The following is a 22,771-nucleotide window of genomic DNA, read 5'->3' on the forward strand; positions in this document are numbered from 1 at the left end:
ATGGGGGCGCACCTCGCAGCCCGTAGGCGTCCCTGGTGCGCTTGTGCAGGCCGTCAGCCGCCGGCCGGCACGGGTGGGGCTGAAGCCCCTTTCCGGAGAAATCAAGACCCTGCGTTGGTCACCGAGCCGCGGTGATCAACTGCAGATACACCGAAGTCGTAGCGGACCTTGAAGCGGGTGCCATCTACCGAAAAACCTTCCACCTGCTCGAGAAATGGTTGCTCGTTGCCACCAAGGAAATCTACTTCGAGGACGGGGGCTTCCACTGGATCGGCGAAGCTATAGCGGCGTGTGCCAAAGAGGCGCGGGGAATCTACGATGTCGCGGTAGAGGCCGCGGATGGAGTTGGGGCGGCGATCCCCGGGATTCTTCGTATCCAGTTCGTTGAATTCTGCACCGTTGACCTCAATGGCCCTGGCGCGCAGCCATACAGGTGCAAGCAGAATGGACGGCTGGAGAACAAGAGAGCTACCGCCACCAGGCTCTTTCTGATCCGCCATCAGTTGTCGGTCGGCATCGACGGAACCCTGTGACAGTGCAGCGGGGGCACCAATGTTGTTGTGGAGGGCATGAAACAGCGTGTAGCCATCGTCCATGACCGGGCCAAGGCCAGAGTTCAGGAGCAGAAGAGCGTAAACATCCGTTTCGACGGTACGCGCAGCGGAGCGGCCAAGCTGGTACGACGGGTCCATGAAGGAGCCGAGATCGTCGTCAATGATTGCTTGACGAGAGAGGTTGATGATCAGCCCCTTGGTACCTATACGGACGCGGGCTCTTTCGCCGTCGGGAATCAGGGCGTTACGGAACTCGCCAAGCTCATTGAGCGGCTGCAGGTTCTGCAGTGCGGCAAGTCGGTAGCGCGGGTGGTCGCGGAAGTCGGAGACGGAGCCGACAGCGCAGAAGCGGCGCCAGGTGACGGCGGCAGTGGCGTAGGCCATCTGCAGCGTCTTGTGCATCGCGTTTTCCAGCAAAATCGGGAAGTCGCTGGTGCTCTGCGTAAAGGCAGCGCCGACAATCTCCATATTGTCGCGATTACGGTAGTCAACGCCACCACGTACCAAGGAAGCCTTGGCGATATTGAGTAGTGAATCGCCACGGTAAGGGTTGCCGTCAATCTTGGCCTTGTCCTCATTCGAGGCCACGCCGGCACGCACCATCAAGGCAGCAATGATTGCACCGCGGCGCTTGTCGGCTTCGTCTTCGACGGTTTGAATTTTATTTGTGGAAGTCATATTCCGGCCTTTTAGGAAAGAAGGGTTTTCTTGCCCGCGGCGACTGCAGCGGGGGCCTCGTCGCCCGTTATTACGGGGAAACAATCCGCAACCATGTCCCTCCAATTTACCCAGCATAGAGTCATATCGCTATTGGCGATCAGTCCATAAATTTCGATAAGGCTGGCACGCACTTTCTTGTCATCGGCAATGCGAGCCTTGATCGGTTCGATCAGCTCTTCCACTCGTGATCGAAGGGCTGCGTTATGGGCATGAGTCGCTGCGTATATCTCTTGGTCAATCTGAGGTTGAATGTCTCGGGCGGCGGCAATGACCTGCCTCACCTCCTCTAAACGCTTTCGGGCGGCCTCTATCCCATCCCGGGCCGTCATTACGTCAATTTCGCCGACAAGGCCGCGGACATAAGAGGCTTGCACCTCCTGGGCGCGCTTGGTGGCATCGACAATTTCGGTTTGGATGGCCTTAATCCCAAGCTCTGATTTTTCGACAACAGCTTGAACGTGGGCGCGTTGCGCCTCGAGCTCCTTAAGGGCTTTGAGTGTTTTCATGGCGTGGCTTTCTGACGAGGGGGAGAGGGAGAGAAAACGGGAAACGGGGTTCATGCTTGCGCCGCCTTGGCAGCAGTGACGGGCCAGCGCAGGCGACCGTTGGGCAGCTTGATCGGCACGGCGCCGAAGTAACTACCCTTCGTGTAAAGGGCATTGCGGACGGTTCCAGGCTGGACGCCATGCCGCTGGGCGAATGTCTCGGTGCTCTCCGTGGAGGGAGAAACGGCGGCGGCCTCTTTGTGCATTGCATTGCTCCTAAAAAGTGCTGAATTAGGCTCAATGGTGCTTTGTGTGCTGTCTCATTTTCAGGGGGTGGCGTGAGACAGGTTCAGGTCTAGGAACTACAGCCGTGGCCGCTTCCAGTCTTTTCCGAAGAGGCCGAGACGAGGGGAGGAGCGGATTTTCGACAGGGAATTGGGGGTCAGGCGCTCCTCGCCGGCAGAGGCGTTATCGGCCACTACCGGCGCAGCGGCGGCAGCGACAAAGCCAGGACCGATAATCCGGTAGAACGTCGCCCGGCTGACGTCCCAGCGCTGCTGCAGGCGTTTCCGGCTGGCCCTGGTTCCGTCGTAGTCGCGGCGGATGGACTCATCCCGCTCGAGGATTTCCGCCGGGTCATGCTTGGCAACATAGATCGTTGCGCTTTGGTGGTGATGGCGAACCTTGCCGACAACCTTCACTGCCAGTGCACGGGCGATGCGTTCGTCTATCCCGCCTTCAGATCGGATGGCTTCAGTAAGAACCCAAAGCAAGGACAAGCGCTCTTCATTTTTCTGCATGACTCACACCTTTTGAAAACTCGATCAAGTGAGAAAAGCCGGGGGGTGGATGCTGGCCGCCAGCTTGCGCGGCAAGGGTTGAAGCGGAACGGATGTGTTCCCAGTGTTCCCAGTCAACTTTTAACTACTGGGAACACTCAGTACCCTCTTGAAGCCGCATAAACACTAGGTTTTCTCAATCTGTTCCCAGTGTTCCCACTGTTCCCAGTGGTTCCTATGCTTCCGGGCCTTGGCTTTTGGTAATGCGGCGGAAAACGGGGTCGGTAATTTCCCCCCGGCGGAACTCCACGCCGGCATCGTGCAAGGCGTCGGCAACCACCTGGCGGATATCCCAGGACGGCCGCGGCCAATCCGTCCCATGGACCAATACGCGGAACTGGCGCAGGACAGATGCCGACGGCGGTCGCGGCTCCCAGGGGTCGGACCCAATGAAGCGACTCATCGCGTGACTGTCGAGAAGTTCGGCCTCAGTCTGGCGATCGGACATCGCCCACAAGAGCTGGAGCACGTAGCACTTCAGCAACATGCGGAGCGAGTAGCCCTTCCGGCCGGTTTTGCGGATATCCGACTGGTACAGAGGCCGGGTGATCTCCTCAAGCTTCCCCCATGGGATTGCCGCCTCCACGAAGGCGAGCATGTCGGCCCGTTTTGGGGTTTTAGCGCGCGGCCACCTCATGGAGGTGAAAAGGGCTGTCTGCGTTGAATCGGTGTTGCAGGGGCGTTGCATGATTTGTCGTCCTCTGTTGCCTATGTTTTTGGAGCTCACCCTGGCGGAGTCTCACGGCTCTCCGTACCCGAGTGGGTTTTGGCTGGGGAGTACCTTCAGGACATGGCCGGATGCAACACCCAGGTGTTGCAGGTCGCACCCTTGTCGGCGGGAAGTCGGCGGAGTGGGTGGCTTGGTCCGTAGGCTGGTGCGAGGTCGAGCCGGTCGCCGCCGCAGTGCCCATCCGACAGGCCGGGCCTGTAGATGTGGGCACAGGTTCTGCAGGATGAATTTTCCCGTTTGACCATCGGCGCAGCTTCATCTAAACCACCACCACCCGGCATCAAGCTATGCGCTTGTCTTTGGGTTTGTGATGTGTCCTCATACCTTGCCCCTTCAAAACCGCTGGGAACAGCGGGAACTCTGGGAGCAGAGCTTAAAAACTCTTTGTCTTCAATGTCTTGGGTGTTCCCAGTGTCTTCCGAAGCACTGGGAACACTGGGGCTTGGCTCTGGGAACAGATCCGCAGGCCCTAACACCTTGTCGACAAGCGAAGCCCACTCATTCGGCGGCATCGACAGCTCCCAAGATTGCCGGGGTTAGCGCGAAGAACCAGCCCGGCGAGGCTGCGCCGGGCTCGCGGAACTTCACCTGAAAGCGGGTGTTCTTTCCGTCGTGTGTGGTTTTCAGTAGGCCGCGCTTGACCAGTTCCGCTGCAACCTGTTTTGGGTCAAAGCCGAAGCACAGCTCACTGCGAAATGAAGCCGGATAGATCAGGTATTCAAAGATCTGATCTGCTTCGTTCAGCGATGCGGTCTCACCCGTTGGCCGCTTCCAGCCGGCCCGGTTCATGGTGCGTGGGGCGTGGGTGTCGGTGATACTGGGGCGCCGCCAATCCTCAAGGCGTGTGCCGCCATTAGCCTGAATCCATGCCTGAACTTGTTCCACCATCTTGCGAGGCTCCCGGTTCTCTTCGCCCCCGAAGGCCTGCAGCCAGTCCTTGAACATACGCATTGCGGACTTGACGGCTTCGCCCGCTGGCCATCCGGTGATCCCGTACTCCGTCGCCTTCTCTCCGGCATAAGCCACGGCAGCAAAGCGCGTTGCGGCCCGGATTGCCTGCCCGCCGGCCTTGTCAGTCAGGGCGCGGCCCTCGAATGCGCGGCGCAGTTCCTCGAACTGGCTGGGCATTGCGGCCCGCTCCAGGATCACGCGTCGGATGAACTCCGGGTACGCCGTGCCGTAGTGCTTGCCGGCATTGCATTGCAGGGTTTCGGAGAAGCGGGCGCCGTCGGCCAGGCCGTGCAGCGCATCCCAGCAGCCGAAGCCGGCGCCGGCATCGGCGGGCAGCTCGCAGAAGCGCACCTCCTGTCCGGCGTAGGCGCGCTCCTGGTTCTCTTCAAGGAACTGGGTCAGGCCAATTTCTCCGTTCGATTGGAACAGGACCACCGTGAGAGAAATTTCCTGTACCCCGCCAGTAGGCCGCCCGCGGCCCTTGCCTTGACCACTGGTGAGCATATAGGCCGCCTGTGCCACGTCCTTCGGGTTGCCGGCCTGCTTGAGTTCGTCGAGCAGCAAGGGGGCATCGCAGTGCCCGGCCGCCACGCCTTCAATAGCTGTGGCGGTCAGCAGCCAGGTGCGGCGGTAGGTTGCGGGTCCGCACAGGCTGGCTGCCCCGTAAAGCAAAGCGGACTTGCCCAGGCTCGAGCCGCCCGCCCAGTGGAAGCCGCCGGGAATATTGGGGTGGAGCCAGCATAGTCCGCCGGCGAAGCCCGCAGAGAGAGCAAACACTAGCCGGCTATTGCCCACCGCCAAGGCGGCGACATTGGCCCGCCAATCCTCCAAGGTGCCGGCAGTCTTGAACTGGGCATTGCCACTGCCTTGCGCCTGGTGCAGCCACAGTTCCGCCCCTTCGGGCGCGAGCGGATCATGGTCACCACCCAGAACGAAGGACCAGCGGCCCGCCTCGGTGCAGTCATCGTGCCAGCCGATGCGGGACGTAAGCCGGGCGCGGGCCGGCGGCCGGGAGCGGTTCACGTACATCTTGAGCAGGCCGCCCTTGTTGTCACCAATGAACAGGCCTTGGGAACGCAGCAGACGCGCCAGGGCGGCGCCATCGCCTTCAAGCATCTCGTCAGGGACGAGCACCCGGCGGCGCCGGCAGTCGTGATCGTTGAAGGTGGCCAGGCGCTGCCAGTTCTCGCCGCGGGCGTCGCGCACCTGGTGCGTGATTTCGAGGGGCGCACACACGTACTGCGCCACCTCGCCCCAGGTGTCGCCGCGCTTCTCGACCTTGAGCCGATAGACGCCCCGGCCTTCGTTGCCTTCGCGCAGTTCGAACACGTCACCGCCCTGTGCAGGCGTCTGCACGCCATCGGCCTTGGCCTTCGGTTTCGAGCGCGAGCGCTTGGCAGGCGCCGCGGGCTTTTCCTCGGGGGTGGCCGGGGCTGCTTCCGGGGCGCTGGCTGCGTTTTCTGCTTCGGGGGCGGGGGTTGGTGCTTCCGGGGGCGCATCGTCACAAGCGGGGCCGGCTATCGCGTCCCGTGCGGCCTCGAGAATGCGGCGCACCGCGTCCGGGCCTTCGCCCTCGCGGGGGCTGGTGGCCAGGTCGTTGAAATCGGTCGGGGTCTTGCCCGTGTTCTGGTAACCCTGCCAACGTCCGGCCGGATCAATGAACTCAGGTGAGGCAACCACACCCCTGACCGCACGGGCCGCGTCCTGCGCTCGATGCTGGCCGGCGTTGCGGCATTTGTGGGGTTTGCTGCAGGACGGGCAGGTTTCACCGTCCGCGACTCTTACCGGCGCCTGACACTCGAAGCACAGGCCGAAGGCGTCATCGTCGGCGCAGAGGATGAAACGGGCGCCCTGGTTGGTCTCATGCAGAGCACGGGCCACCGGCTCCAGGCCGCCGGCGTCGAAGGCCACGGCAACCGGCCAGCCCGTCACCTGGTGAAGGCTGGCCGCTGTGGCGTAGCCCTCGGCCACGCACAGGGGCACGTCTGCGGAGATCTCGCCAATCAGGTGAAACTTGCCGGCCTTCTCGCCATGCAGCAGAAAGTCCTTATCCCGGCCGTCGATCTTCTCGGGGTAGATCGCCTGCAGGCTATGCAGGGTGCCGGACGGGCTGCGCATCGGAACCAGCAAGGCATTGCCGATGCGGGTTTCTTCCCACTGGCCGGGGCGAGCCTCCACCCACTTCGGCCAGGACGCGACGCGCAGACCGAAGGACGGGACGCCCTTCCGGGTTAGGTAAGGATGATCGTCCGGCGCCGGCTTGGCGCTATTCCAGATCGCGTTTGCCTTGCGGCGGGCCTTGTCCCGCTTGGCCTTGGCTTCGGCTTCCCGTTCGGCACGCTGGATTTCCATGCGGGCACGGGCGGCGGCCTCTTCCTCGGGGGTCAGGCTGCGGCCAATGTCGGCCCGCCAGTTCTCCCAGTCGAGACCATCGCGGAAATTCTGAAAGCCCCCAGCGGGTACGCCGTCCAGGTGCAGCAGATAGGCGCCGTCCTTCTTGCCTTTAGCACCGTCCCGCAGCTCGCAGCGGTGCAGCTTGCCGTCAGCGTCGAGGTGGTCGGGCAGGAGCAACCCGCGGGCCGATGCGGCGGCGCGGAATTGGGAGATAACGTCAATGTCAGACATCCGCATCAGCCCTTAAACGGTGCACTAATGACGAGCGCTGGCCCGGCAAGCGCGGCAGCGACAACAACTTCGCCGGCGGTGGTCATGCGGATGTATGCGCGGGTGCCGCAGAGGATTACCGAGTCCGGACGGTGCTGGCCATCCGTCTGGATTACCCAGTCCACCGCATTCGCCAGGAGCTCCGCCAGGGCGGCCAACTCAAGTGCCGTGGGGCGCAGTTCGGAAATGTCGGCAGCCTCGCGGCGGGCACGGCGCATGAGGTTCTGAAGCGGCAGCGGCCTAGACAATGCCGCGCTGTTGCGGGCTCGTTGTTGCGTTGCGCCGTTGCGGCTAGAATTGTTGCGTACGTTTTGTTTTGGGCTGCTCTCATGGGGGCAGCCTTTTTTCTTTTTGGTCACGGTGTCGTCCTCTTGGATCAGGAGGCAGACGACGAGCACATAGGGGCAGAAAGTTTCTTCTGTACCCAGGAGTCGAGTTCCGAAGCCAAATAGACGGCACGCTTTCCAAAGCGGCGGTAGGTCGGCCCACCACCAACAGTGACGTATTTCTGAAGGGTGTTTTTCGAGACCTTCAGGCCGTGGGCTTTTCCGATGTAGTCGGCCGCTTCGGCACGGTCGAGATACTTATCGGAAAGATTGGAATTGCTTTGCTGGTCCATGGTTCGCATCCCATTGAGTTCCGCCGGGGCGGTATGGGTACGAATCTTTTAGTAATGTGTTCGTTGCGAGAAGACGGCCTGCATGCAGAGCATATGCAACACATCACTTCACGACTGATTTCTTTAGGTTTTTGTTTTCAGTGTTGCTTGGTTCTTTGCGGTCTTTATGTGCTTCCGCGCTCTATCGAATGAGCCCCCTACGATAGCTGAAACGGCTTCAGCAGCAGCGTCCATGCTCTTGTACTTGGTGTCGTTGTCCGCATACCATTTTTGTATGGTTTCTGCGATTTCATGGTCCTTGGCGTGGCGGGCGGCGGCAGCTTTTCGGGCATGGTCCTTAACGTAGCCGCCTTTGTCTTGCGCTTCGAATGTGGCTTCTATGAGACCAGACAGTTTTTCTGCACAACACTTTGCGTCAACGGCGTAAGTCCAGGCTAGATTTGTGTTTCCTTCCATCTGAGCAGAAACCGTCTGACGGAAGTAGGCGACAATTGCCCACATAAGGTACGTGCTCATACCAAAAGGATGGAGATTATTGTTGTTCTCGAGCTTTTCCTCATGCCATTTGAGGAAATCATCGCCGGTTGGCTGTTCGTCCAATGCTGCCTCTTCGTCCCAAGCAAAATGAAATATATCTTCAAGAAAGCGATCTTCAGACCCATCTCCAAATAACTCGACAAATAAGAGGCCTGCGAGTGCAAATGCATCACATGATTCCGATAGCGGAGTTCGTTGTCCTCGTTGTGTTTTAACTGGGCGCGCTCTAGACTGAAGTGCAACACCCCGATTTGGTAGGGTGTATGCATGGGAACTCACTACAGCCAGTTGTCGATGGACGAACGTAATCAGATTCATCGGTGCAGCAATGAGGGATTGAGTCTTCGGGCAATTGCCCGAAGACTCAATCGGCCGACCTCCGCAGTGTCGCGCGAAGTGGCGCGGAACACGGTGGGCAAGAGCTACGATGCCGCCCGTGCCGAGCGCGCGACGCTGGCGCGCAGGCGGCGCGGAACGATCAAGCTGAAGAGCGGTTCTGTGCTGCTCAACCGGGTTCGCGCGCTGATGGCCGAGGGCTGGTCGCCGGAGCAGGTTGCGGGCAGACTGCGCCGGATGAACCCTGATGATCCTGCTCTGCACGTCTCGCACGAAACGATCTACTGCGCCATCTACGCCGTGCCACGGGGCGAGCTGCGCAACGAACTCATCGCCCAGCTGCGTTTCTCCCACAAGGCACGCATGCCTCGCGCACGGGGCCAGGACCGGCGCGGCACGCTGCCGAACATGACCTCCATTCACCAGCGCCCGATTGAGGTGGCGGCCCGCCTCGTGGCCGGGCACTGGGAAGGCGATCACATCAAGGGGCCGGGCAACCGCAGTTCGGTGGGCACCCTGGTCGAGCGCAAGAGCCGCTACCTGATGCTGGTCAAGCTGCGTGACGGCTCGGCCGAGGCCACGCTGGAAGGCTTCACGCGCAAGTTCCGCCATGTCCCGCTCGCCATGAAAAAGTCGCTGACTTACGATCAGGGCAGGGAGATGGCCCGCCACGAGATTCTCGCCAAGCGGGTCAAGATCGACGTCTATTTCGCCGACCCGCACAGCCCCTGGCAGCGGCCGACCAACGAGAATACCAACGGCTTGATCCGCGAGTATCTTCCCAAGGGCCTGGATTTGGCGCCGATCTCCCAAGGCTACCTCAACGCAATTGCCCGACAATTAAACAACCGCCCGCGCAAATGCCTCGACTTTGAAACCCCAGCAGAGGTCTTTGCGAGGGAAATCATGAACTTTCAACCCGGTGTTGCACTTCAGAGTTGAAACCGCCCTGGATGGCTATCCGCGGTATTCATTTTTGGCCTTCCCCTTCGGACTCTGTTGCATCGGGTTTTTTCGTTGAATCCTTCAACCCTGCAACAGCTACCGATGCGGCTCGCTCGCCCAACGTGCTCCGGGCCTTTTCAGCGAAATGGATGTAGCGCATTGAGGTTGATGCCTGACGGTGGCCGAGGATCTCCATGATCTCGTTGAGAGAGGCGCCGTTCATTGCCATGTGCGATCCAACTGAGTGCCTGAGCCCGTGAAGACCGATGTTCTCGGGCAGCTCTGCTTCTTGACGAACCCGCTCCCAAGGCTTCGCAAGTGCGAGCGGGCCGATACCTTTTGCTGGCTTGAAAACATAGTCGTCAGGCTCGCCAGCCGGTTGACGGGCGATGATCTCCAGGGCCGCCGCGGGCAGGGCGATGATGCGAGCCTTGCCGGTTTTGTGCCCGGTTTTATGCGACTTTGGAGGCAGGACGATTTGACGGGCCTTCATGTCCACCCACTTCCAGATAAGCCTAGACGCCTCCCCCCGGCGGGCGCCGGTCAGGGCAATCAAACGGATTGCATCGGCGACAGCGGGACGGATGCGCTTCTCGTTCTCCATTTGCTCTACTGTGCCGAACAGGCGCGCATAGACTTCTGCATCGTCAATGATGGTGTCACGCTCGCCAGATTGTGCGACCTTGATTCGAGCTGCAGGGTTCTCCGTAAGGTGTCCTTGATCGATTGCCCAGGTGTAGGCTGCACGAAGGGCCAAAACGGCTTTGTCGGCCGTTCCGGCCCCGCCGGTCACCCTCGCCAAACCGCGCGATTTGGTTTTCACCTTGGCGGCAGTTTTTCCATCGGTAATCGCTGTTCTGGCGCGCTTGATGTCGTCAGATGTAATCTGGTCAGCAAAGCGGCTTCCCAGTAGCGGGCGAAGGTGGTGATTGATCCGGCCTAGATCGATAGGGCGGGTTGAGTCGGCCTTGTCCGCGAATGCTGGGCTGGCGAGGTAAGCGTCAAGAAGTTGATTGACGGTCCAGGCCTCACGGCGGGCTTTTACTTCGGCTTGGGGGTCGGCTCCCCTGGTTACGTCAGCCAGCAGCCCCTTGGCGATCTTGCGGGCCTGGTCGGCCGTTAGGTTGCTGGAATATTTTCCGACGGTGTATCGGCGGGTTCGCCCCTCTGCCGTCCGGTACTGCACAACGAAGCTCTTGGCGCCAGTAGGGAAGATCTTGAGGCCAAACCCCTTCAATTCAGAGTCCCAGACGAAGCGTTCCTTGTCGGTTGGCTGCTCTGCGTCGACAGTGGTCTTGGTCAGTCGTGTCATGGTCCAGTGGTCGAAAAAGTAACCGCATAGTAAGCAGTAAGCAGCAAGACGCGGTATTTTTTGGGTTGAGTTCTGGACTAATGGTAAGGCTTAGATACGCGTGTTACAAGGGAAGGGCAAGGTTTGGAAAACAATAGTAAGCAGAGGAAAGTATGCAGATTCAGGATTGTGATTCCAGTGGTCACCGGTTCGAACCCGGTATGTCGCCCCAAGTATTACAGCAAAAAGCCCCGAGAAATCGGGGCTTTTTGCTTTTCTGGCCGTTCCCCCTCCCAAGTACTTCCTGCCGCACCTCCACATCCCTTAAGCGCTTCCAGCTGTGAATCGATCAAGGCCATGACAAGTGGCTTGAGGCGAATGGTTCCTGATATCTGCTTGCCTGTTTGGCGGGTGGATGACTGCGTCGAAGAGAGGCATGTCAAACGACGGGCAAGATGGCGCCCCGTTTTTACCGATCTGTAACTTCTGAGCATCTAAGCTGGCCTACCGGAATCCCCAGAAATGTAGAAACAAGGAAATGTCATGAGATTCAAAGGGCTTCTGCTTGCCGCTGCCATGCAGGTGACTTTCTTCGCTGCTCCTGCTCGTGCAGGAGAATTCACGATGACGGAGAGCGCTGCTCGTCCTCCGGATGAAAGTCTTTGGTGGGGGAGGCACACTTCGGAAGGTAAAAAAGCCTTTCAGGGGGGAGTGGGCTGCAAGCAAGGGCAGAGCATTACGGTGTCACGCGATGAAAAAATAAAAGGCCAATACGCCGTCTTGTTTGATGCTCCCTGCGTGAATTTGCTTACCCTTGCTGATTTTGTGACATCTCTTGACTCGCGATCCTTCATTTACCCCACGGGAGAAGTGTCTGACATGAGCGGTATGCCCCGGTTGCGTCCCGCGATAGTCACCTCGTCCGCCGAGTTGCGAAGGTATGCTGGATATTCTGCCGACACCACAATTCCGGCCCTGGTTGAAACACTGGCGGCCACGCACATTCCGGAGCCCTCCGGGCTGGTCCTGGGGATGTCAGGCCTGATTGTGGCTGCCGCATCAAGAGCCCGGGAGCGGATGCAGATGAGGTCCTGAAAGCGTCAGCGTCCGAAAAGCTCGTCGTCGGGCTCCAGCGCCAGGCCGGCTGATGGGGGCATAGTGAGTTCGCCGATGGCAAAGCGGGGATAGACCGTCGTGATGACCAGTTCGCCGACGGCTCTTTTCTCTATTCCGAGTATTTCTCCGCGGGGTGTTGTGATGGGCTGTCTGGCGGATTTGAAGGCAGAAAAGGTATCGCCGATCGAGACACCTTGTTCGGCACCGGCATCGAGATAGACGGCCTTGTTGTCGACTTTCACGACGCGGGCAGAAAATGGCAGGCAGCTGGTTATCGCTTCGGCCCACCGTGCAACATCCTCAAGAACGGCGCCATGGACACGTCCAAAGTCGCTGGCGTAATGGGCCGTACTGCCAAAAACGATGCTTTCCGGTATTGCCACGTGGCCGGATGCTGTCTGAGAAAAGCGTTTGCGTGCGACACAGGAGCCGTCGGAGGCGTCGAGGATGAGGGCTTCCATGTCGATTTCCCGGTGGCTTTCATCTGCGCTGATGGCCAGGGAGCGATAACGTCCGATCAGCAGGTACTGGGCCCGGTGTTTGCGGGTTGCCGTGCGGACGACCGACCAGGCCTGCAGATCAAGGGGAATGGCGCCGACGACCCGTTCCGGAACGCCGAAATGGACCATGGTGTTACCGTTGTAGTCGGCAAATATCGCTGGATTTGCGCCGAGACGCCGGGCAATTTCACCGGCGCTCAACTGAGCGTAGCCTGACATTTCATTGATCTTCAACTGCTCGGGGCGCAATACCGGGAAGCCGCCGATCAGGAGGCGTTTGGTGTGCCCTTCGCGACAGACATTTCCCGTTGGACTGGCCGGCTCCGATTCGAGGTCGGCACTCAATGTGACCCGGTATGTCTCGCCGTCATGGCTCTCGTTGATGATTTGGTGCCGATACACTCTGGCAGATGCCTTGACCACCACCTGGTCGAAGGCCGTCTGTGGGCCCGAGGTGCCGAGCACCGATCCGACGTGAAGTGATCCGCTGCGTGCCGCTTCCGCCAGCGCATTGCGAATGGCCTCTTCACGGGCTGCCAGTGGATTCTGATTGCGCAGTGGCGCTGCGCCCTCCACGACAACCGATTCTGCATGGCCGATTGTTCCGGCAAGGAATAGCGCCAGGCCGGACAGCCATGCGAGAAGCGGGCGGTACATCTTTTATTGGGCGGTGTAATAGTAGGCGCTGGGTTGAACGCAACCCGACAGGCCGCAGCTGGTGTCTGCCGCAGTAATAGCTCCGCACTGATTGCTGGTATTGGTACTGGAAATACAGGTAAAGAAATTTGGTGTGAGGTCGAGTTCTACCGTGGCTTCGAAATTGCCGTCAGCCACGGCCGTGATATTGACGAGTCGGGCGCCGCGGATAAAAGCATCGACGTAAGTCCGGACGTTGTCGTTTTGTGTTGCAAATGCCGATACGGCCGTATTGCCCCATACGCGAAAACCATAGACCTGTTCGGCAAGAACGCGGTAGGCGTCGACCCGTGCGGCGCGCATGGCCATCAGTTTTTGCTGGCCCATGGTGTATTGCGACGAATTGCCGCCAATTGCGCCGTAGCCGACTGCCAGTACCTTTTGGGGTTGATAGACGGCTGCTCTTGTTTCACGCACGGCAGTGCAGCACGGGCCGGGGGCGGTAACACAGCCCGAGAGTAGTGCTGTAAATCCCGCTGCTGCAATGGAAAGTTTCAATTTGTTCATTTTTTTCATTTCATTTGTTTTATACATTCTTTTTGCCTTTTCTTTTCCGTAATTCCGTAAAAAGACTTGTTGGTGAATTGTCGGCAAGGAGGCGGTTAACTTTAATTGGGAGTGTATTGCGCCTGATTGACGATGCTGGCACCTGCCAATTAGGCGCGGCATGTCGCAGCGGCGGCAGGGCTCGCAACTTTTCCTGCCTCGGTCTAGTCTGTGCTTATGGGCTGGTTGGTTGTGCCGTGCAGCTGCGCAGGAGAGGATCTGAATGAGGCGGAGAGGGTGGTCAGACAGTTGGGCGATGAGGGGGGTTTCAGCCCTGGTGGTCGTGTTGCTGGCGGGACAGGCCGTGCCGGCAAGGGCCGTCAACAAGTGCACCGGTGCAGATGGGCGGGTGACTTACACGGACGGGCCGTGTGCGGGTGACAGTCGGGTGTCACGAGTCGATATACCTCCGCCGACGAGTCGGCAGGAGGAGGCCGAGGCGCGTGCCCGTGCCGATCGCCTGGTGGGCGAAGCGCGGGTTCTGGAGGCCAGGCAGACGGCTGAAAGTGTGGAGAGGCAGCGCCGTTATGAGGCAGAGCGTGCTGCCGAGGTGGCGCAGCAGCATCAGCAGAGCCAGCGGGATGAGGCCGAGCGGCTGGGGGCGGTGTATCCGGCGCCGTTCATTCCTCGTCACCGTCCTCCGGTGGTGCCGGTCCAGCCGAAGCCGAAACCTGTACCACAGGAGCGTCAGGCCTTGATGCGGGCCTATCCGTTCCGCTGACGGGCGCCGTTCAGTGCCAGGGGCGGTTTGGTGAAAGTAGCGAGTTCATCTGCTGAAACCGGGCCAAGAATCAGCAGACGAATGGGTTGATCGGCACTTTTTGCGGCGCAACCCAGGGCCCCGGCCACGCGTGCGGCGAGGCCCGCGGCGGGGTGGTCGAGGACGATCAGTGTTGGCCGGCGTGGCTGCCAGCGGGCGAGGGCTTTGATGCGGGTTTCGTCCGCGGCCTCCAGCCAGGCATCGTCCCAGGGTTCGTCAGTCCGTCGCGGTAAAAACCAGATCAGCGGACGCAGTTGCACGCCGAGCCGGTAAAGGATGCCGCCAAGGCGACTGCGTTCGTCCAGCTGGTGATAGCCGGCCAGACGATAGCCAAAATGACGGACCGTGAGCCTGGCGTCTGCCGGGACCGTGGCGCAGCTCAGCACACACGGCACGGTCGGGTGCGACCAGGGCAGCAAGGTGGCGCCGTTGCCGGCGTTGTCCATCACCCAGGCCATGAGGCGGCGTTTCAGATTCTCATCGCCGGGTTCGGCATCCGGTTTGTCGGTGATGGGGGCCAGTGCATTGCTGTCGTAACGCTGGCGCAGGCGGGGCAGGCGCGGGGCGACGGCAACCAGGGCTGCAGCCACCAGCACGAGCCCCGCGTTCAGCATGCGAAGCGGCTCCGCAGTTCGTTCAGGTTGAGTTCATCGAGGATCTTCTCGATGCGTTCCATGGCGTTCTTGCGCGGTACGCCGGTGCGTCGGGCGATGATCAGCTCGTTTTTCATGGAATGTTCCCAGCCGACCAGTTCGGTTACCGTCACCTGGTAGCCGTGGGCTTCGAGCTGCAGGCAGCGCAGCACGTTGGTCAACTGGCTGCCGAATTCGCGGGTGTGGATCGGGTGGCGCCAGATTTCCGACAGCGGCGTGAGGCCGAAGCTGGCGTTCTTGTTGTGGCGCAGCACGCTGGCCACTTCGGCCTGGCAGCACGGCACCAGCACCAGGAAGCGGGCATCCTTGGCGAAGGCGAACTGGATGGCGTCGTCGGTGGCCGTGTTGCAGGCGTGCAGCGCCGTCACCACGTCGATGCGTTCCGGCAGTTCGGCGGAGCGGGTGGATTCCTCCACGCTGACGTCGAGGAAGCGCATGCGCGGAAAATCGAGTTGCCCGGCCAGCACGCGGGAGCGCTCGACCAGTTCGGCGCGGGTTTCGATGCCGAAGACAGTGCCGACATCCTTCGCCTTGAGGAACAGGTCGTAGAGGATGAAGCCCAGGTAGGACTTGCCGGCGCCGTGGTCGGCGAGGCTCAGGCTGCCGGTTTCGGCCAGCACCTCGGCGAGCAGCGGCTCGATGAACTGGTACAGGTGGTAAACCTGCTTGAGCTTGCGCCGGCTGTCCTGGTTGAGCTGGCCCTCGCGGGTCAGGATGTGGAGTTCCTTCAGCAGCTCGATGGACTGGCCGGGGCGGATCTCGGGATGTACTGCCGGTTTGGCCTCGACGGCCGCGGGCTTAGTCTTTTTTGCCATCGTTCTTCGAGGTGGCGAGGCCGAGGGCTTTCCAGCCGGCGAGGCCGAGTTTTTGCAGGGTCTCGATGTTGCGTTCGTAGATCATCTCGGCTTCCGGGAAGGCTTCGACGGCCTTGTCGAGGCTGGCTTCGCGGATCAGGTGCAGGGTCGGGAAGGGCGAGCGGTTGGTGTAGTTGGAGATGTCGTCCGGCTCGGTGCCCTCGAACTGGAAGTCCGGGTGAAAGCTGGCAATCTGGATGACGCCTTCCAGCTCGTGCTCGGTGACGGCCTCGTCGGCAATTTCCAGCACGTCGTTGAAGAGCAGGAAGTCGGGGAAGAGGGTGGGATGCACCAGCAGCGTGGTGTCCACGTCTTCCGGGCTGGCGGCGGCGATGAAGTCGAGTTCTTCGTCGAGCTGCTCGAGGAAGGCGTCGAAGTGGCGCGCGTCGCTGACCACGATGCGGACCTGGTTCTTCACGTAGACCGACTTGGCAAAGGGGCACAGGTTGAGGCCGATAACGGCCTTTTCGATCCACTCACGGGTGGCGGCAATGACTTCTTCGTGACTCATGGTGCAGGCTTTCCGGGGATTTCCTTCGAGGGTCGCCATTTTGCCCTGATAATGGCAGGCTTTCATTGATTCAACGCACGCCCATGTCCATCCAGTGGTTCCCCGGTCACATGACTTCCGCCCGCAAGAAGGCGGCGGAGAGCATGGAGCGTATCGACGTCGTCATCGAAGTGCTCGATGCCCGCCTGCCCGAGGCGAGCAGCAACCCGATGATTCGTGACCTGCGCGCCCATCGCCAGCGGCCGTGTCTGAAGATTCTCAACAAGGCCGATCTGGCCGATCCGGTCGTCACCGCCCAGTGGCTGGCCTATTACAACGCCCAGAAGGGCGTGAAGGCGGTGGCCCTGTCGTGCAAGAAGCCCGGCGACGTGGCCAAGGTGCCCAACCTGTGCAAACCGCTGGCGCCCCACCGGGCCGACCGTCTGAAGCCGCTGCGCATGATGATCATGGGCATTCCCAACGTGGGCAAATCCACGCTGATGAATGCACTGCTCAAGAAGCGTGTGGCCAAAGTGGGCGACGAGCCGGCGGTGACCAAGAGCCAGCAGGTGCTGGATCTGTCGCCGACCATGACGCTCACCGACACCCCGGGCATGATGTGGCCGAAGATCACCCACGACGCAGACGGTTTTGCGCTGGCGGCCAGTCACGCGATCGGCCGCAATGCGGTGATCGACGAAGAGGTGGCGAACTTTCTCGGCGGGCTGTTGCTGGCGCGCTATCCGGCTCTGATCGCCAAGCGCTACGGCGTGCCGGTGGAAGGCCTGGACGGCCCGGCGCTGGTGGAAGCGATCGCCCGGCGGCGCGGCTGCTTGCTGAGAGGCGGCGGGCTCGACATCGAAAAGGCGTCCCTGATCCTGCTGCAGGATTACCGCGATGGCGCCATCGGCCGGGTCAGTCTGGAAACGCCAACCACCCGCAAGGCGATGCTCGACGCCTACGCCGAAAAGCTGGCGGCCGCGGCCCAAGCCAAGGCCGACGAGCAGGATCCGGACGCCAGCGAATAATGTGTGGGTCGGACTGAAGTCCGACGCCGCGCGCTGAATCGGCTGAGTCGGACTGAAGTCCGACCCACAAAACGTTTTGCTTAAACCCGCAGCAGCAGGGTCTTGAGCGGCGGGTTCCCGTCGGAACTCGGGAAGTCGGCTTCCGGCGCGATCCATTCCATCTCGCGGATGGTCCGGCCGGCCTTCTTGGCGCTACGCTCCAGCTGGTCGGCCCAGGCCTGGCGATCCACCTGGGCAACGTTGTTGCAGCACACCAGCGTACCGCCTTCATTCGTGCACAGCAGCGCCGGCTTGAACAGCGCGGAGTAGTCATTCACCAGGTCCACCACCCCGAAGGCGCTCTTGGCGTAGCGGGGCGGGTCGAGGAAGACCAGGTCGAAGCTGTGCTTTTCGAGCACCGGGAACGGCGGCATGCGCTTGCCGCGCACCATCTTCGCCTGGCCAATGCCGGACAACTGGCGCAGGGCGGCGAAGGCGTCGCTCTTCACGAAGCGCACGCGGATCGGCAACTCGTTGAGGCGCGCGTTTTCCTTGCCGATGGACAGGCTCGTTTCGGAAAAGTCCACATTCACCACATGCTTGGCGCCGGCCTTGGCGGCGGCGATGCCGAGCCCGCAGGTGTAGGCAAAGGTGTTGAGCAGGGACTTGCCCGGCGCCTCGGCCATGATGCGCCGGCGCGCGGCGCGCAGGTCGAGGAACAGCCACGGATCCTGCCCGCCATGACGGGCCTGGACGCGGTACTTCACACCCAGCTCCGAGAATTCGCGCAGCGCTTCGGCCTTGGCCAGCTGCTCGGGGGGCAGGGCGTTGCTGATGCGCGAATTGGCGTGACTGCGGTCGTTGTAGATCACGTCGAGGCCGGGACAGGCCTCTGCGTAGAAGCCTTCGAGGGCTTCCAGCTCGGCGGGCATCAGCGGCCCGTGGAAACTCTGCACGAGAATCAGGCTGCCGTAGCGGTCGACGGTGAGGCCGGGGCGCCCTTCGACGGTGCCGTGGAAGAGCCGGTAGGCGTCGGTTTTTTCCTTCAGCAGGCGGGCGATCAGGTCGCGGCGGACTTCGTGGGCCTCGTGAAGGGCGGAGATCAGGTTCTGGGAATCAGGCATGGGATACGGTACAGGCTTTCGGCAGGATAGGTAAATCGGCTCAAAGACCGAAGAATTCGCGGATTTTTTTGCCCAGGGCGGCAACTTCGGAGCCCTGGGAGGCACTGTGGCCTGGTTTGTCTTCAGCATACCCCGTTTCGAGGGCCTGGAAGTGGCTGAGACGGCGTTCGAGGATGGCGGAAATGCCTTCTGCAAGCTCCGGGCGGGCCCGGATGATGTGTTCGAAGCCGGCCTTGTCGAGGCGGTAGGCTTCCATGTCGCTGGTGGCAATGACGGTGGCCCGGCGCGGCGCCCCGGTCATCAGGCCGAGTTCGCCAAACAGGCTGCCCGGGCCGCGTTTTTCGAGCAGGCGTTGCTGGCCGCCATCGGGTGGCTGCCACCAGGCTTCGGCTTCGCCGCTGACGATGATGTAGAGCCAGTGGGCGATGGCGCCCTGGCGGGTGACGATGTCGCCGCGCGCAAAGGGGGCATTCACCAGCCGGCGGGCCAGCTCCAGCTGCTCGGCTTCGGACAGGCGCGAGAACAGGTCGATCTGTGAAATCGCCTGCAGGCGGCGATTGAGTTCGCGGGCACGGACTTCCTCCCGGTGCGCCTCGCCTTCCTGCACCAGATGGATGGTCTGGTCGCTGACGGCGAGGCGGATGCCTTCCCGTTGCAGTGCGGCGAGAACATGGTGGCGCACGTCGGAGTCAGTGACTTCGTCCGGGCCCGGGTCTACCAGCCAGTAGCGCAGGGCGTAGCGGGCGAAGCCCGGGCCGAAGTCGAGGAGCAGGCACTGGGGCTGCGGTTCGAGGCTCAGGTTGGGAATGCGGGCGGTCTGGATGTCCTGCAGGATGGCTGCGCTGACCCGTGCCGGCGGCACCGACAGATCGATGTTGAAGGAAATGCTGCGCCGCTGCTGGGGCACCGCCTGGCGCTTGTTGCACAGCACCGAGTAGCGGTTCTTCATCAGGTGGCTGTTCGGAATGACGACCCGTTCGCCGCTGCGCGTGACGATGGCGGTGTAGCGCCACTGAATGTCGCTGACCCGGCCGCCGAGGTCGTCCATCTGGATCCAGTCGCCGATCTCGAGGGAGTTGTCCATCTGCAGGGCCAGGCCGCCGAGCAGGTTGCCGAGGGTGTCCTGCATTGAAATGGCCACCACCGCGGTAAGCACCGCCGAGGTGGCGAACAGGTGGGAGAACTCCATCCCGGCGAGGTTGAGGCGCAGGAAGCCCCACGCCACATAGCCGATGATCACCAGGATGTCGGCGAGGATGCCGGAAATGTGCACCCGCATCCGCGGCAGCACCACGTTGAAAAGGGCCAGGCCCAGGTAGCGGATGACCGCCAGGCCTTCGCCGAAGATCGACATTTCGCGTAGCCAGCGCAGGGCGGCCGGCTGCATGTAGCCCTCAAGCAGGCCGGCCAGCAGGTCGCCGAGCAGGCAGGCGACGAAGAATACGCCGGTGTTCATCAGGGAGCGCCGCCAGGCGATCAGGGGCCGGATGATCAGCGCCCCGCTGAGAATCATCAGCAGGATGGCGAAGGGGGCTTCTGTGCTGAGGAAGGGAATGAGCATGAAGGTCGGGTCAGGGGCGTCCGGATGGATTGCGCTGGGCAGGTCTTGCCTGATGGTTAACGGAAGACGCCCGCCCGAATGAAGGGGCGGGGCTCAGATCTGGGGCGCTGCGCCTGGGGGGCGTGGAAACGTCAGAGGGCGGCGCGCAGGCGCTCGGCCATCTCGTCCATTTCGGTACGGGTCGGGGCGGTGGCCGGCCACACGCCGGGCAGGCTGTCGCCGGGGGTGCGTGGCAGCACGTGGAGGTGGAAGTGGAAGACGGTTTGTCCGCCGGCCACTTCGTTGGCCTGGAAGAGCGTTACGCCTTCGCAGCCCGCGGCCTGGCGGACGGCTTTGGCGACCCGGGTGGTGGTGCGCATGACGGCTTCGGCCAGCTCGTCTTCCAGGGTGTAGATGTTTTCCCGGTGGGGTTTGGCGATGACCAGGGTGTGCCCCGGGCTGCCGGCCATGATGTTGAGGAAGGCGAGGGTGTGTTCATCCTCGTAAACCTTCGAGGCGGGCAGTTCGCCGCGCACGATACGGCAGAAAACGCAGTCATCCATTTTTGTCTCCTCCTTGTTCCGGTGTTTTTTTCTGGTACCGATTATCCCGCACGTTCGGCCAGGGCGCGGCGCAGGTTGCGCTCTTCCTGCCAGCTGCGGCGTAGCGGATCGGAATTGGCGTAGCGCCGGCTCTCCTCCACGCTCTGGGCATGGAAGCTCTCGACGGTGCGCTGAAGCAGTTCGTGGTGGGGCAGCATGGTACCGAAGAACAGAACGGCATCATCGCGCTGGATGAGCACGGTGGGAAAGTTCTCCACGTCGTAATCGTCGAGCAGGTCGGCTTCGTCCTCCACGTCCAGCCACACGAAACGGGCCGTCGGGAAGCGGGTGGCAAGGGCTTCGAAGCCTTCCCGATAGTCCCGGCAGGTGCCGCACCAGTTGGCACACAGGCAGGCGATGAGGAATTCTGGGGTGTCGGCGGGGGCGTTCATGAGGCGGGCTGTTCCAGGGCGATCCACTTGACCCACTGGCCGCAGGCGTTGCGCGGGCCGCGGCTGTTGCCGTGCCACGGGCCTTCCTGGCAGGGGCCGCGATCGTTGTTTTCGTCGTATTCGATGGTGTCGGGCTCGGCGCCCGGCGTGCGGGCGCCGCCCCAGCGGTTGCAGGTGAGGCAGCGGCGACGTTCGATGGACTGGACGGCCAAGGCGTCAGGTCTTTCCCGATTGACCGCCTGGGAGTGCGGCGAGCTTGCGCACCTTGACGTCTACGGACATGCCGGCAAAGTCGGCGTCCTGGCCGATGTAGCTGCCGCTGAGGGGGCTGGCCTGGCTCGGGTCGCGGACGTGGGCGACGCGGATCAGGTTGTCGCCGCCAAACAGGCTGTTGGTGGGGTCGATGGGCATCCAGCCGGCCCCCGGCAGGTAGATCTGCAGCCAGGCGTGGGTGGAGCCGGAGCCGACCAGGCTGCCACTGCCACCGTCGAGGGCCGGGTCGTACAGGTAGCCGGACACGAAACGCGCCGCAAAGCCCAGGCGACGGACCACTTCCATCATGAACAGGGCGTAGTCACGGCAGGTGCCGCTGCGCAGCTCCAGGGTCTGCAGTGGCGGCTGGGTGCCTTCCACATAGCGGGAGGTGTAGGTGAATTGCTGGCGGATGCCGTCGGCGATGGCGATCAGCAGGCTGCGGGTCTTGAGACGGCGGCCCTGGGTGAGGAACTGGTCGGCCCACAGGCGCAGCTCGCCGCCCGGGTCGGGGTAAGCAGGCTCGATGAAGGGACGCAGGTCGTAGCGCTCGGAGATGGCGTACTCGAAGGGATAGTCCTCGGCGGCACGGGTCAGCGGGAGCTCTTCGTTGCGCGCGTTCATGTGTTCGACGACAAAACGGGCGACGAACTTCAGTTCGGTGGCCTTGCCGGGAATGCGCACATAGGTGACCGAGTTGGAGAAGACATCATGCACCCAGCGGATCTCGGCTTCCGGGCTCACTTCCAGCGCGCACTCGACCACCCGGATGTCGTGGCTGGTGCGCGGTCGGAACATCATCTTGTGCTCGCCAAAGCTGACCGGGTTGCGGTAGCGATAGATCGTGGTGTGTTCGACTTCGAGAATGACAGACATGGCGGGCGCTCAGGGTTTGGCTTGCGCCTGGGCCTTCAGCGGCGCCTGCAGTGCCTCGAAGCGGGCTGGCGCCACATATTGCAGCAGCTCCTTGCCCTTGCTGTCGAGCACCAGGTCGAGCCCCTTGGCCGGGTAGAGCAGGTGTTCCACGTGGTCATTCACGCGGATGCGCTCGGTGGGCTGGCCGAAGCGTTCGAGAACGATGGCTTCGTCAAGCTGGGCGCTGGGGATGAAGGCCATGCCACGGATTGGCGCGGCGAGGGCGGCGGCCAGATCGGCGTCGGCCAGCTTGGCCTTGCGGGTGGTGCTCTGCATGTACTCGGTTTTCGGGGCGCGCTCGCGCATGCCTTCGATCACGTCCTTCGGCAGTTCGGCGGTGACGATCAATTTGCCGGCCACGAAGCCGGCGGTGGCGCTTTCGTAATAGCCTTCCACGTTGCCGTCTTCGTCGGGCTCTGCCACCAGCGCGAGCTGCATCTCGGTGCCGAAGCGCGCCTTGGCGTCGGCCAGGGTGCTGCGCCCGAGGGTCAGGTCGAAGACGCGGGATTCACCGCTCGGCAGGGTTTCAATCTGCCACGGCATACCGGAGGTCGGGATGGCCTTCGGATCGTGGTGGGCCACCGTCCAGACGGCGGGGCCGACGATGAGGGCCAGGGCCAGCAGGATGATGGCAATCGCTATTTTCATGGGAT

The 22,771-nt window shown here is 61.9% G+C and carries 26 protein-coding genes; 4 read left to right on the plus strand and 22 right to left on the minus strand.

The window, feature by feature from the left end:
- Positions 1 to 101: 101 nt before the first annotated feature.
- The 9 genes from ETQ85_RS00610 to ETQ85_RS00650 all read right to left on the minus strand — a co-directional run bounded on the left by ETQ85_RS00610 (position 102) and on the right by ETQ85_RS00650 (position 8,417).
- The gene (locus ETQ85_RS00610) at positions 102 to 1,232 is read right to left on the minus strand and encodes a phage major capsid protein (RefSeq protein WP_148577184.1); all 1,131 of its coding nucleotides are present in this window, start codon (positions 1,230 to 1,232) and stop codon (positions 102 to 104) included.
- Between the two features lie 11 nt (positions 1,233 to 1,243).
- The gene (locus tag ETQ85_RS00615; protein WP_222862010.1) at positions 1,244 to 1,780 is read right to left on the minus strand and encodes a hypothetical protein; all 537 of its coding nucleotides are present in this window, start codon (positions 1,778 to 1,780) and stop codon (positions 1,244 to 1,246) included.
- Positions 1,781 to 1,830: 50 nt separating this feature from the next.
- Positions 1,831 to 2,025, minus strand: coding sequence for a DNA-binding protein (locus ETQ85_RS00620; RefSeq protein ID WP_148577186.1), 195 nt, complete (start codon positions 2,023 to 2,025; stop codon positions 1,831 to 1,833).
- A gap of 96 nt (positions 2,026 to 2,121) precedes the next feature.
- Positions 2,122 to 2,559 carry a Mor transcription activator family protein gene (locus ETQ85_RS00625; RefSeq protein WP_148577187.1) on the minus strand — a complete coding sequence of 146 codons (438 nt, stop codon included), beginning with the start codon at positions 2,557 to 2,559 and terminating at the stop codon, positions 2,122 to 2,124.
- A 214-nt stretch (positions 2,560 to 2,773) separates the two neighbouring features.
- Positions 2,774 to 3,286 (minus strand): transposase, encoded by a 513-nt coding sequence (locus tag ETQ85_RS00630; protein WP_148577188.1) that lies wholly within the window; start codon positions 3,284 to 3,286, stop codon positions 2,774 to 2,776.
- A 540-nt stretch (positions 3,287 to 3,826) separates the two neighbouring features.
- Positions 3,827 to 6,904 carry a DUF927 domain-containing protein gene (locus tag ETQ85_RS00635; RefSeq protein WP_187394527.1) on the minus strand — a complete coding sequence of 1,026 codons (3,078 nt, stop codon included), beginning with the start codon at positions 6,902 to 6,904 and terminating at the stop codon, positions 3,827 to 3,829.
- Between the two features lie 5 nt (positions 6,905 to 6,909).
- Entirely contained in the window at positions 6,910 to 7,302 is a 393-nt protein-coding gene (locus ETQ85_RS00640) for a hypothetical protein (protein WP_148577190.1), read from the minus strand.
- 17 nt (positions 7,303 to 7,319) lie between these two features.
- Positions 7,320 to 7,562, minus strand: coding sequence for a helix-turn-helix transcriptional regulator (locus ETQ85_RS00645; protein ID WP_148577191.1), 243 nt, complete (start codon positions 7,560 to 7,562; stop codon positions 7,320 to 7,322).
- A gap of 123 nt (positions 7,563 to 7,685) precedes the next feature.
- Positions 7,686 to 8,417: a hypothetical protein gene (locus tag ETQ85_RS00650; RefSeq protein WP_187394547.1), complete on the minus strand. Its 732-nt coding sequence runs from the start codon at positions 8,415 to 8,417 to the stop codon at positions 7,686 to 7,688.
- On the opposite strand from ETQ85_RS00650, the gene ETQ85_RS00655 reads away from it, so the two are divergent.
- Entirely contained in the window at positions 8,367 to 9,377 is a 1,011-nt protein-coding gene (locus ETQ85_RS00655) for an IS30 family transposase (protein ID WP_148577193.1), read from the plus strand. The genes ETQ85_RS00650 and ETQ85_RS00655 overlap by 51 nt on opposite strands.
- A 28-nt stretch (positions 9,378 to 9,405) precedes the next feature.
- Here the strand turns inward: ETQ85_RS00655 and ETQ85_RS00660 are convergent, their stop codons facing one another.
- On the minus strand, positions 9,406 to 10,692 hold the full coding sequence (locus ETQ85_RS00660) for a site-specific integrase (RefSeq protein WP_148577194.1): 1,287 nt from the start codon (positions 10,690 to 10,692) through the stop codon (positions 9,406 to 9,408).
- Between the two features lie 522 nt (positions 10,693 to 11,214).
- Between ETQ85_RS00660 and ETQ85_RS00665 the strand changes: the two genes are divergently transcribed.
- Positions 11,215 to 11,766, plus strand: coding sequence for a hypothetical protein (locus tag ETQ85_RS00665; RefSeq protein ID WP_148577195.1), 552 nt, complete (start codon positions 11,215 to 11,217; stop codon positions 11,764 to 11,766).
- Between the two features lie 5 nt (positions 11,767 to 11,771).
- Here the strand turns inward: ETQ85_RS00665 and ETQ85_RS00670 are convergent, their stop codons facing one another.
- Positions 11,772 to 12,944 (minus strand): flagellar assembly protein T N-terminal domain-containing protein, encoded by a 1,173-nt coding sequence (locus ETQ85_RS00670; protein WP_148577196.1) that lies wholly within the window; start codon positions 12,942 to 12,944, stop codon positions 11,772 to 11,774.
- 3 nt (positions 12,945 to 12,947) lie between these two features.
- Positions 12,948 to 13,517, minus strand: coding sequence for an LPP20 family lipoprotein (locus tag ETQ85_RS00675; protein WP_187394528.1), 570 nt, complete (start codon positions 13,515 to 13,517; stop codon positions 12,948 to 12,950).
- A 268-nt stretch (positions 13,518 to 13,785) separates the two neighbouring features.
- On the opposite strand from ETQ85_RS00675, the gene ETQ85_RS00680 reads away from it, so the two are divergent.
- The gene (locus ETQ85_RS00680) at positions 13,786 to 14,250 is read left to right on the plus strand and encodes a DUF4124 domain-containing protein (protein WP_187394529.1); all 465 of its coding nucleotides are present in this window, start codon (positions 13,786 to 13,788) and stop codon (positions 14,248 to 14,250) included.
- Here the strand turns inward: ETQ85_RS00680 and ETQ85_RS00685 are convergent.
- Genes ETQ85_RS00685 through ETQ85_RS00695 form a run of 3 tightly spaced genes read right to left on the minus strand, consistent with a single transcriptional unit; the run spans position 14,235 to position 16,307 of the window.
- A complete protein-coding gene (locus ETQ85_RS00685; protein WP_148577199.1) occupies positions 14,235 to 14,903 on the minus strand; it encodes a hypothetical protein in 669 nt (222 codons plus the stop codon). The genes ETQ85_RS00680 and ETQ85_RS00685 overlap by 16 nt on opposite strands.
- Positions 14,897 to 15,757 (minus strand): class I SAM-dependent methyltransferase, encoded by an 861-nt coding sequence (locus ETQ85_RS00690; protein ID WP_148577200.1) that lies wholly within the window; start codon positions 15,755 to 15,757, stop codon positions 14,897 to 14,899. The genes ETQ85_RS00685 and ETQ85_RS00690 overlap by 7 nt, the downstream gene beginning before the upstream one ends.
- Positions 15,741 to 16,307, minus strand: a complete 567-nt coding sequence (locus ETQ85_RS00695) for a DUF1415 domain-containing protein (protein WP_148577201.1) — start codon at positions 16,305 to 16,307, stop codon at positions 15,741 to 15,743. Before ETQ85_RS00695 ends, ETQ85_RS00690 begins: the two co-directional genes overlap by 17 nt.
- An 83-nt stretch (positions 16,308 to 16,390) precedes the next feature.
- Here ETQ85_RS00695 and ylqF point away from each other — a divergent pair, with 83 nt between their 5' ends.
- Entirely contained in the window at positions 16,391 to 17,314 is a 924-nt protein-coding gene (ylqF, locus tag ETQ85_RS00700; protein WP_148577202.1) for a ribosome biogenesis GTPase YlqF, read from the plus strand.
- Positions 17,315 to 17,394: 80 nt separating this feature from the next.
- On the opposite strand, the gene ETQ85_RS00705 is transcribed toward ylqF, so the two are convergent.
- From ETQ85_RS00705 to ETQ85_RS00735, 7 genes are all read right to left on the minus strand, one after another.
- Positions 17,395 to 18,417 (minus strand): class I SAM-dependent rRNA methyltransferase, encoded by a 1,023-nt coding sequence (locus ETQ85_RS00705; protein WP_148577203.1) that lies wholly within the window; start codon positions 18,415 to 18,417, stop codon positions 17,395 to 17,397.
- Positions 18,418 to 18,457: 40 nt separating this feature from the next.
- The gene (locus ETQ85_RS00710; protein ID WP_148577204.1) at positions 18,458 to 19,978 is read right to left on the minus strand and encodes a mechanosensitive ion channel family protein; all 1,521 of its coding nucleotides are present in this window, start codon (positions 19,976 to 19,978) and stop codon (positions 18,458 to 18,460) included.
- Between the two features lie 131 nt (positions 19,979 to 20,109).
- Positions 20,110 to 20,520 (minus strand): HIT family protein, encoded by a 411-nt coding sequence (locus tag ETQ85_RS00715; RefSeq protein WP_148577205.1) that lies wholly within the window; start codon positions 20,518 to 20,520, stop codon positions 20,110 to 20,112.
- A gap of 41 nt (positions 20,521 to 20,561) precedes the next feature.
- Entirely contained in the window at positions 20,562 to 20,951 is a 390-nt protein-coding gene (locus tag ETQ85_RS00720; protein ID WP_148577206.1) for a thioredoxin family protein, read from the minus strand.
- Positions 20,948 to 21,163 (minus strand): hypothetical protein, encoded by a 216-nt coding sequence (locus ETQ85_RS00725; protein ID WP_148577207.1) that lies wholly within the window; start codon positions 21,161 to 21,163, stop codon positions 20,948 to 20,950. The genes ETQ85_RS00720 and ETQ85_RS00725 overlap by 4 nt, the downstream gene beginning before the upstream one ends.
- Before the next feature lie 4 nt (positions 21,164 to 21,167).
- Positions 21,168 to 22,079, minus strand: coding sequence for a transglutaminase family protein (locus ETQ85_RS00730; protein WP_148577208.1), 912 nt, complete (start codon positions 22,077 to 22,079; stop codon positions 21,168 to 21,170).
- 9 nt (positions 22,080 to 22,088) lie between these two features.
- Complete coding sequence (locus tag ETQ85_RS00735) at positions 22,089 to 22,766, minus strand: hypothetical protein (RefSeq protein WP_148577209.1); 678 nt, start codon at positions 22,764 to 22,766, stop codon at positions 22,089 to 22,091.
- Between the last annotated feature and the right edge of the window lie 5 nt (positions 22,767 to 22,771).

The organism is Zoogloea oleivorans (assembly GCF_008107625.1).
GTDB lineage: Bacteria > Pseudomonadota > Gammaproteobacteria > Burkholderiales > Rhodocyclaceae > Zoogloea > Zoogloea oleivorans.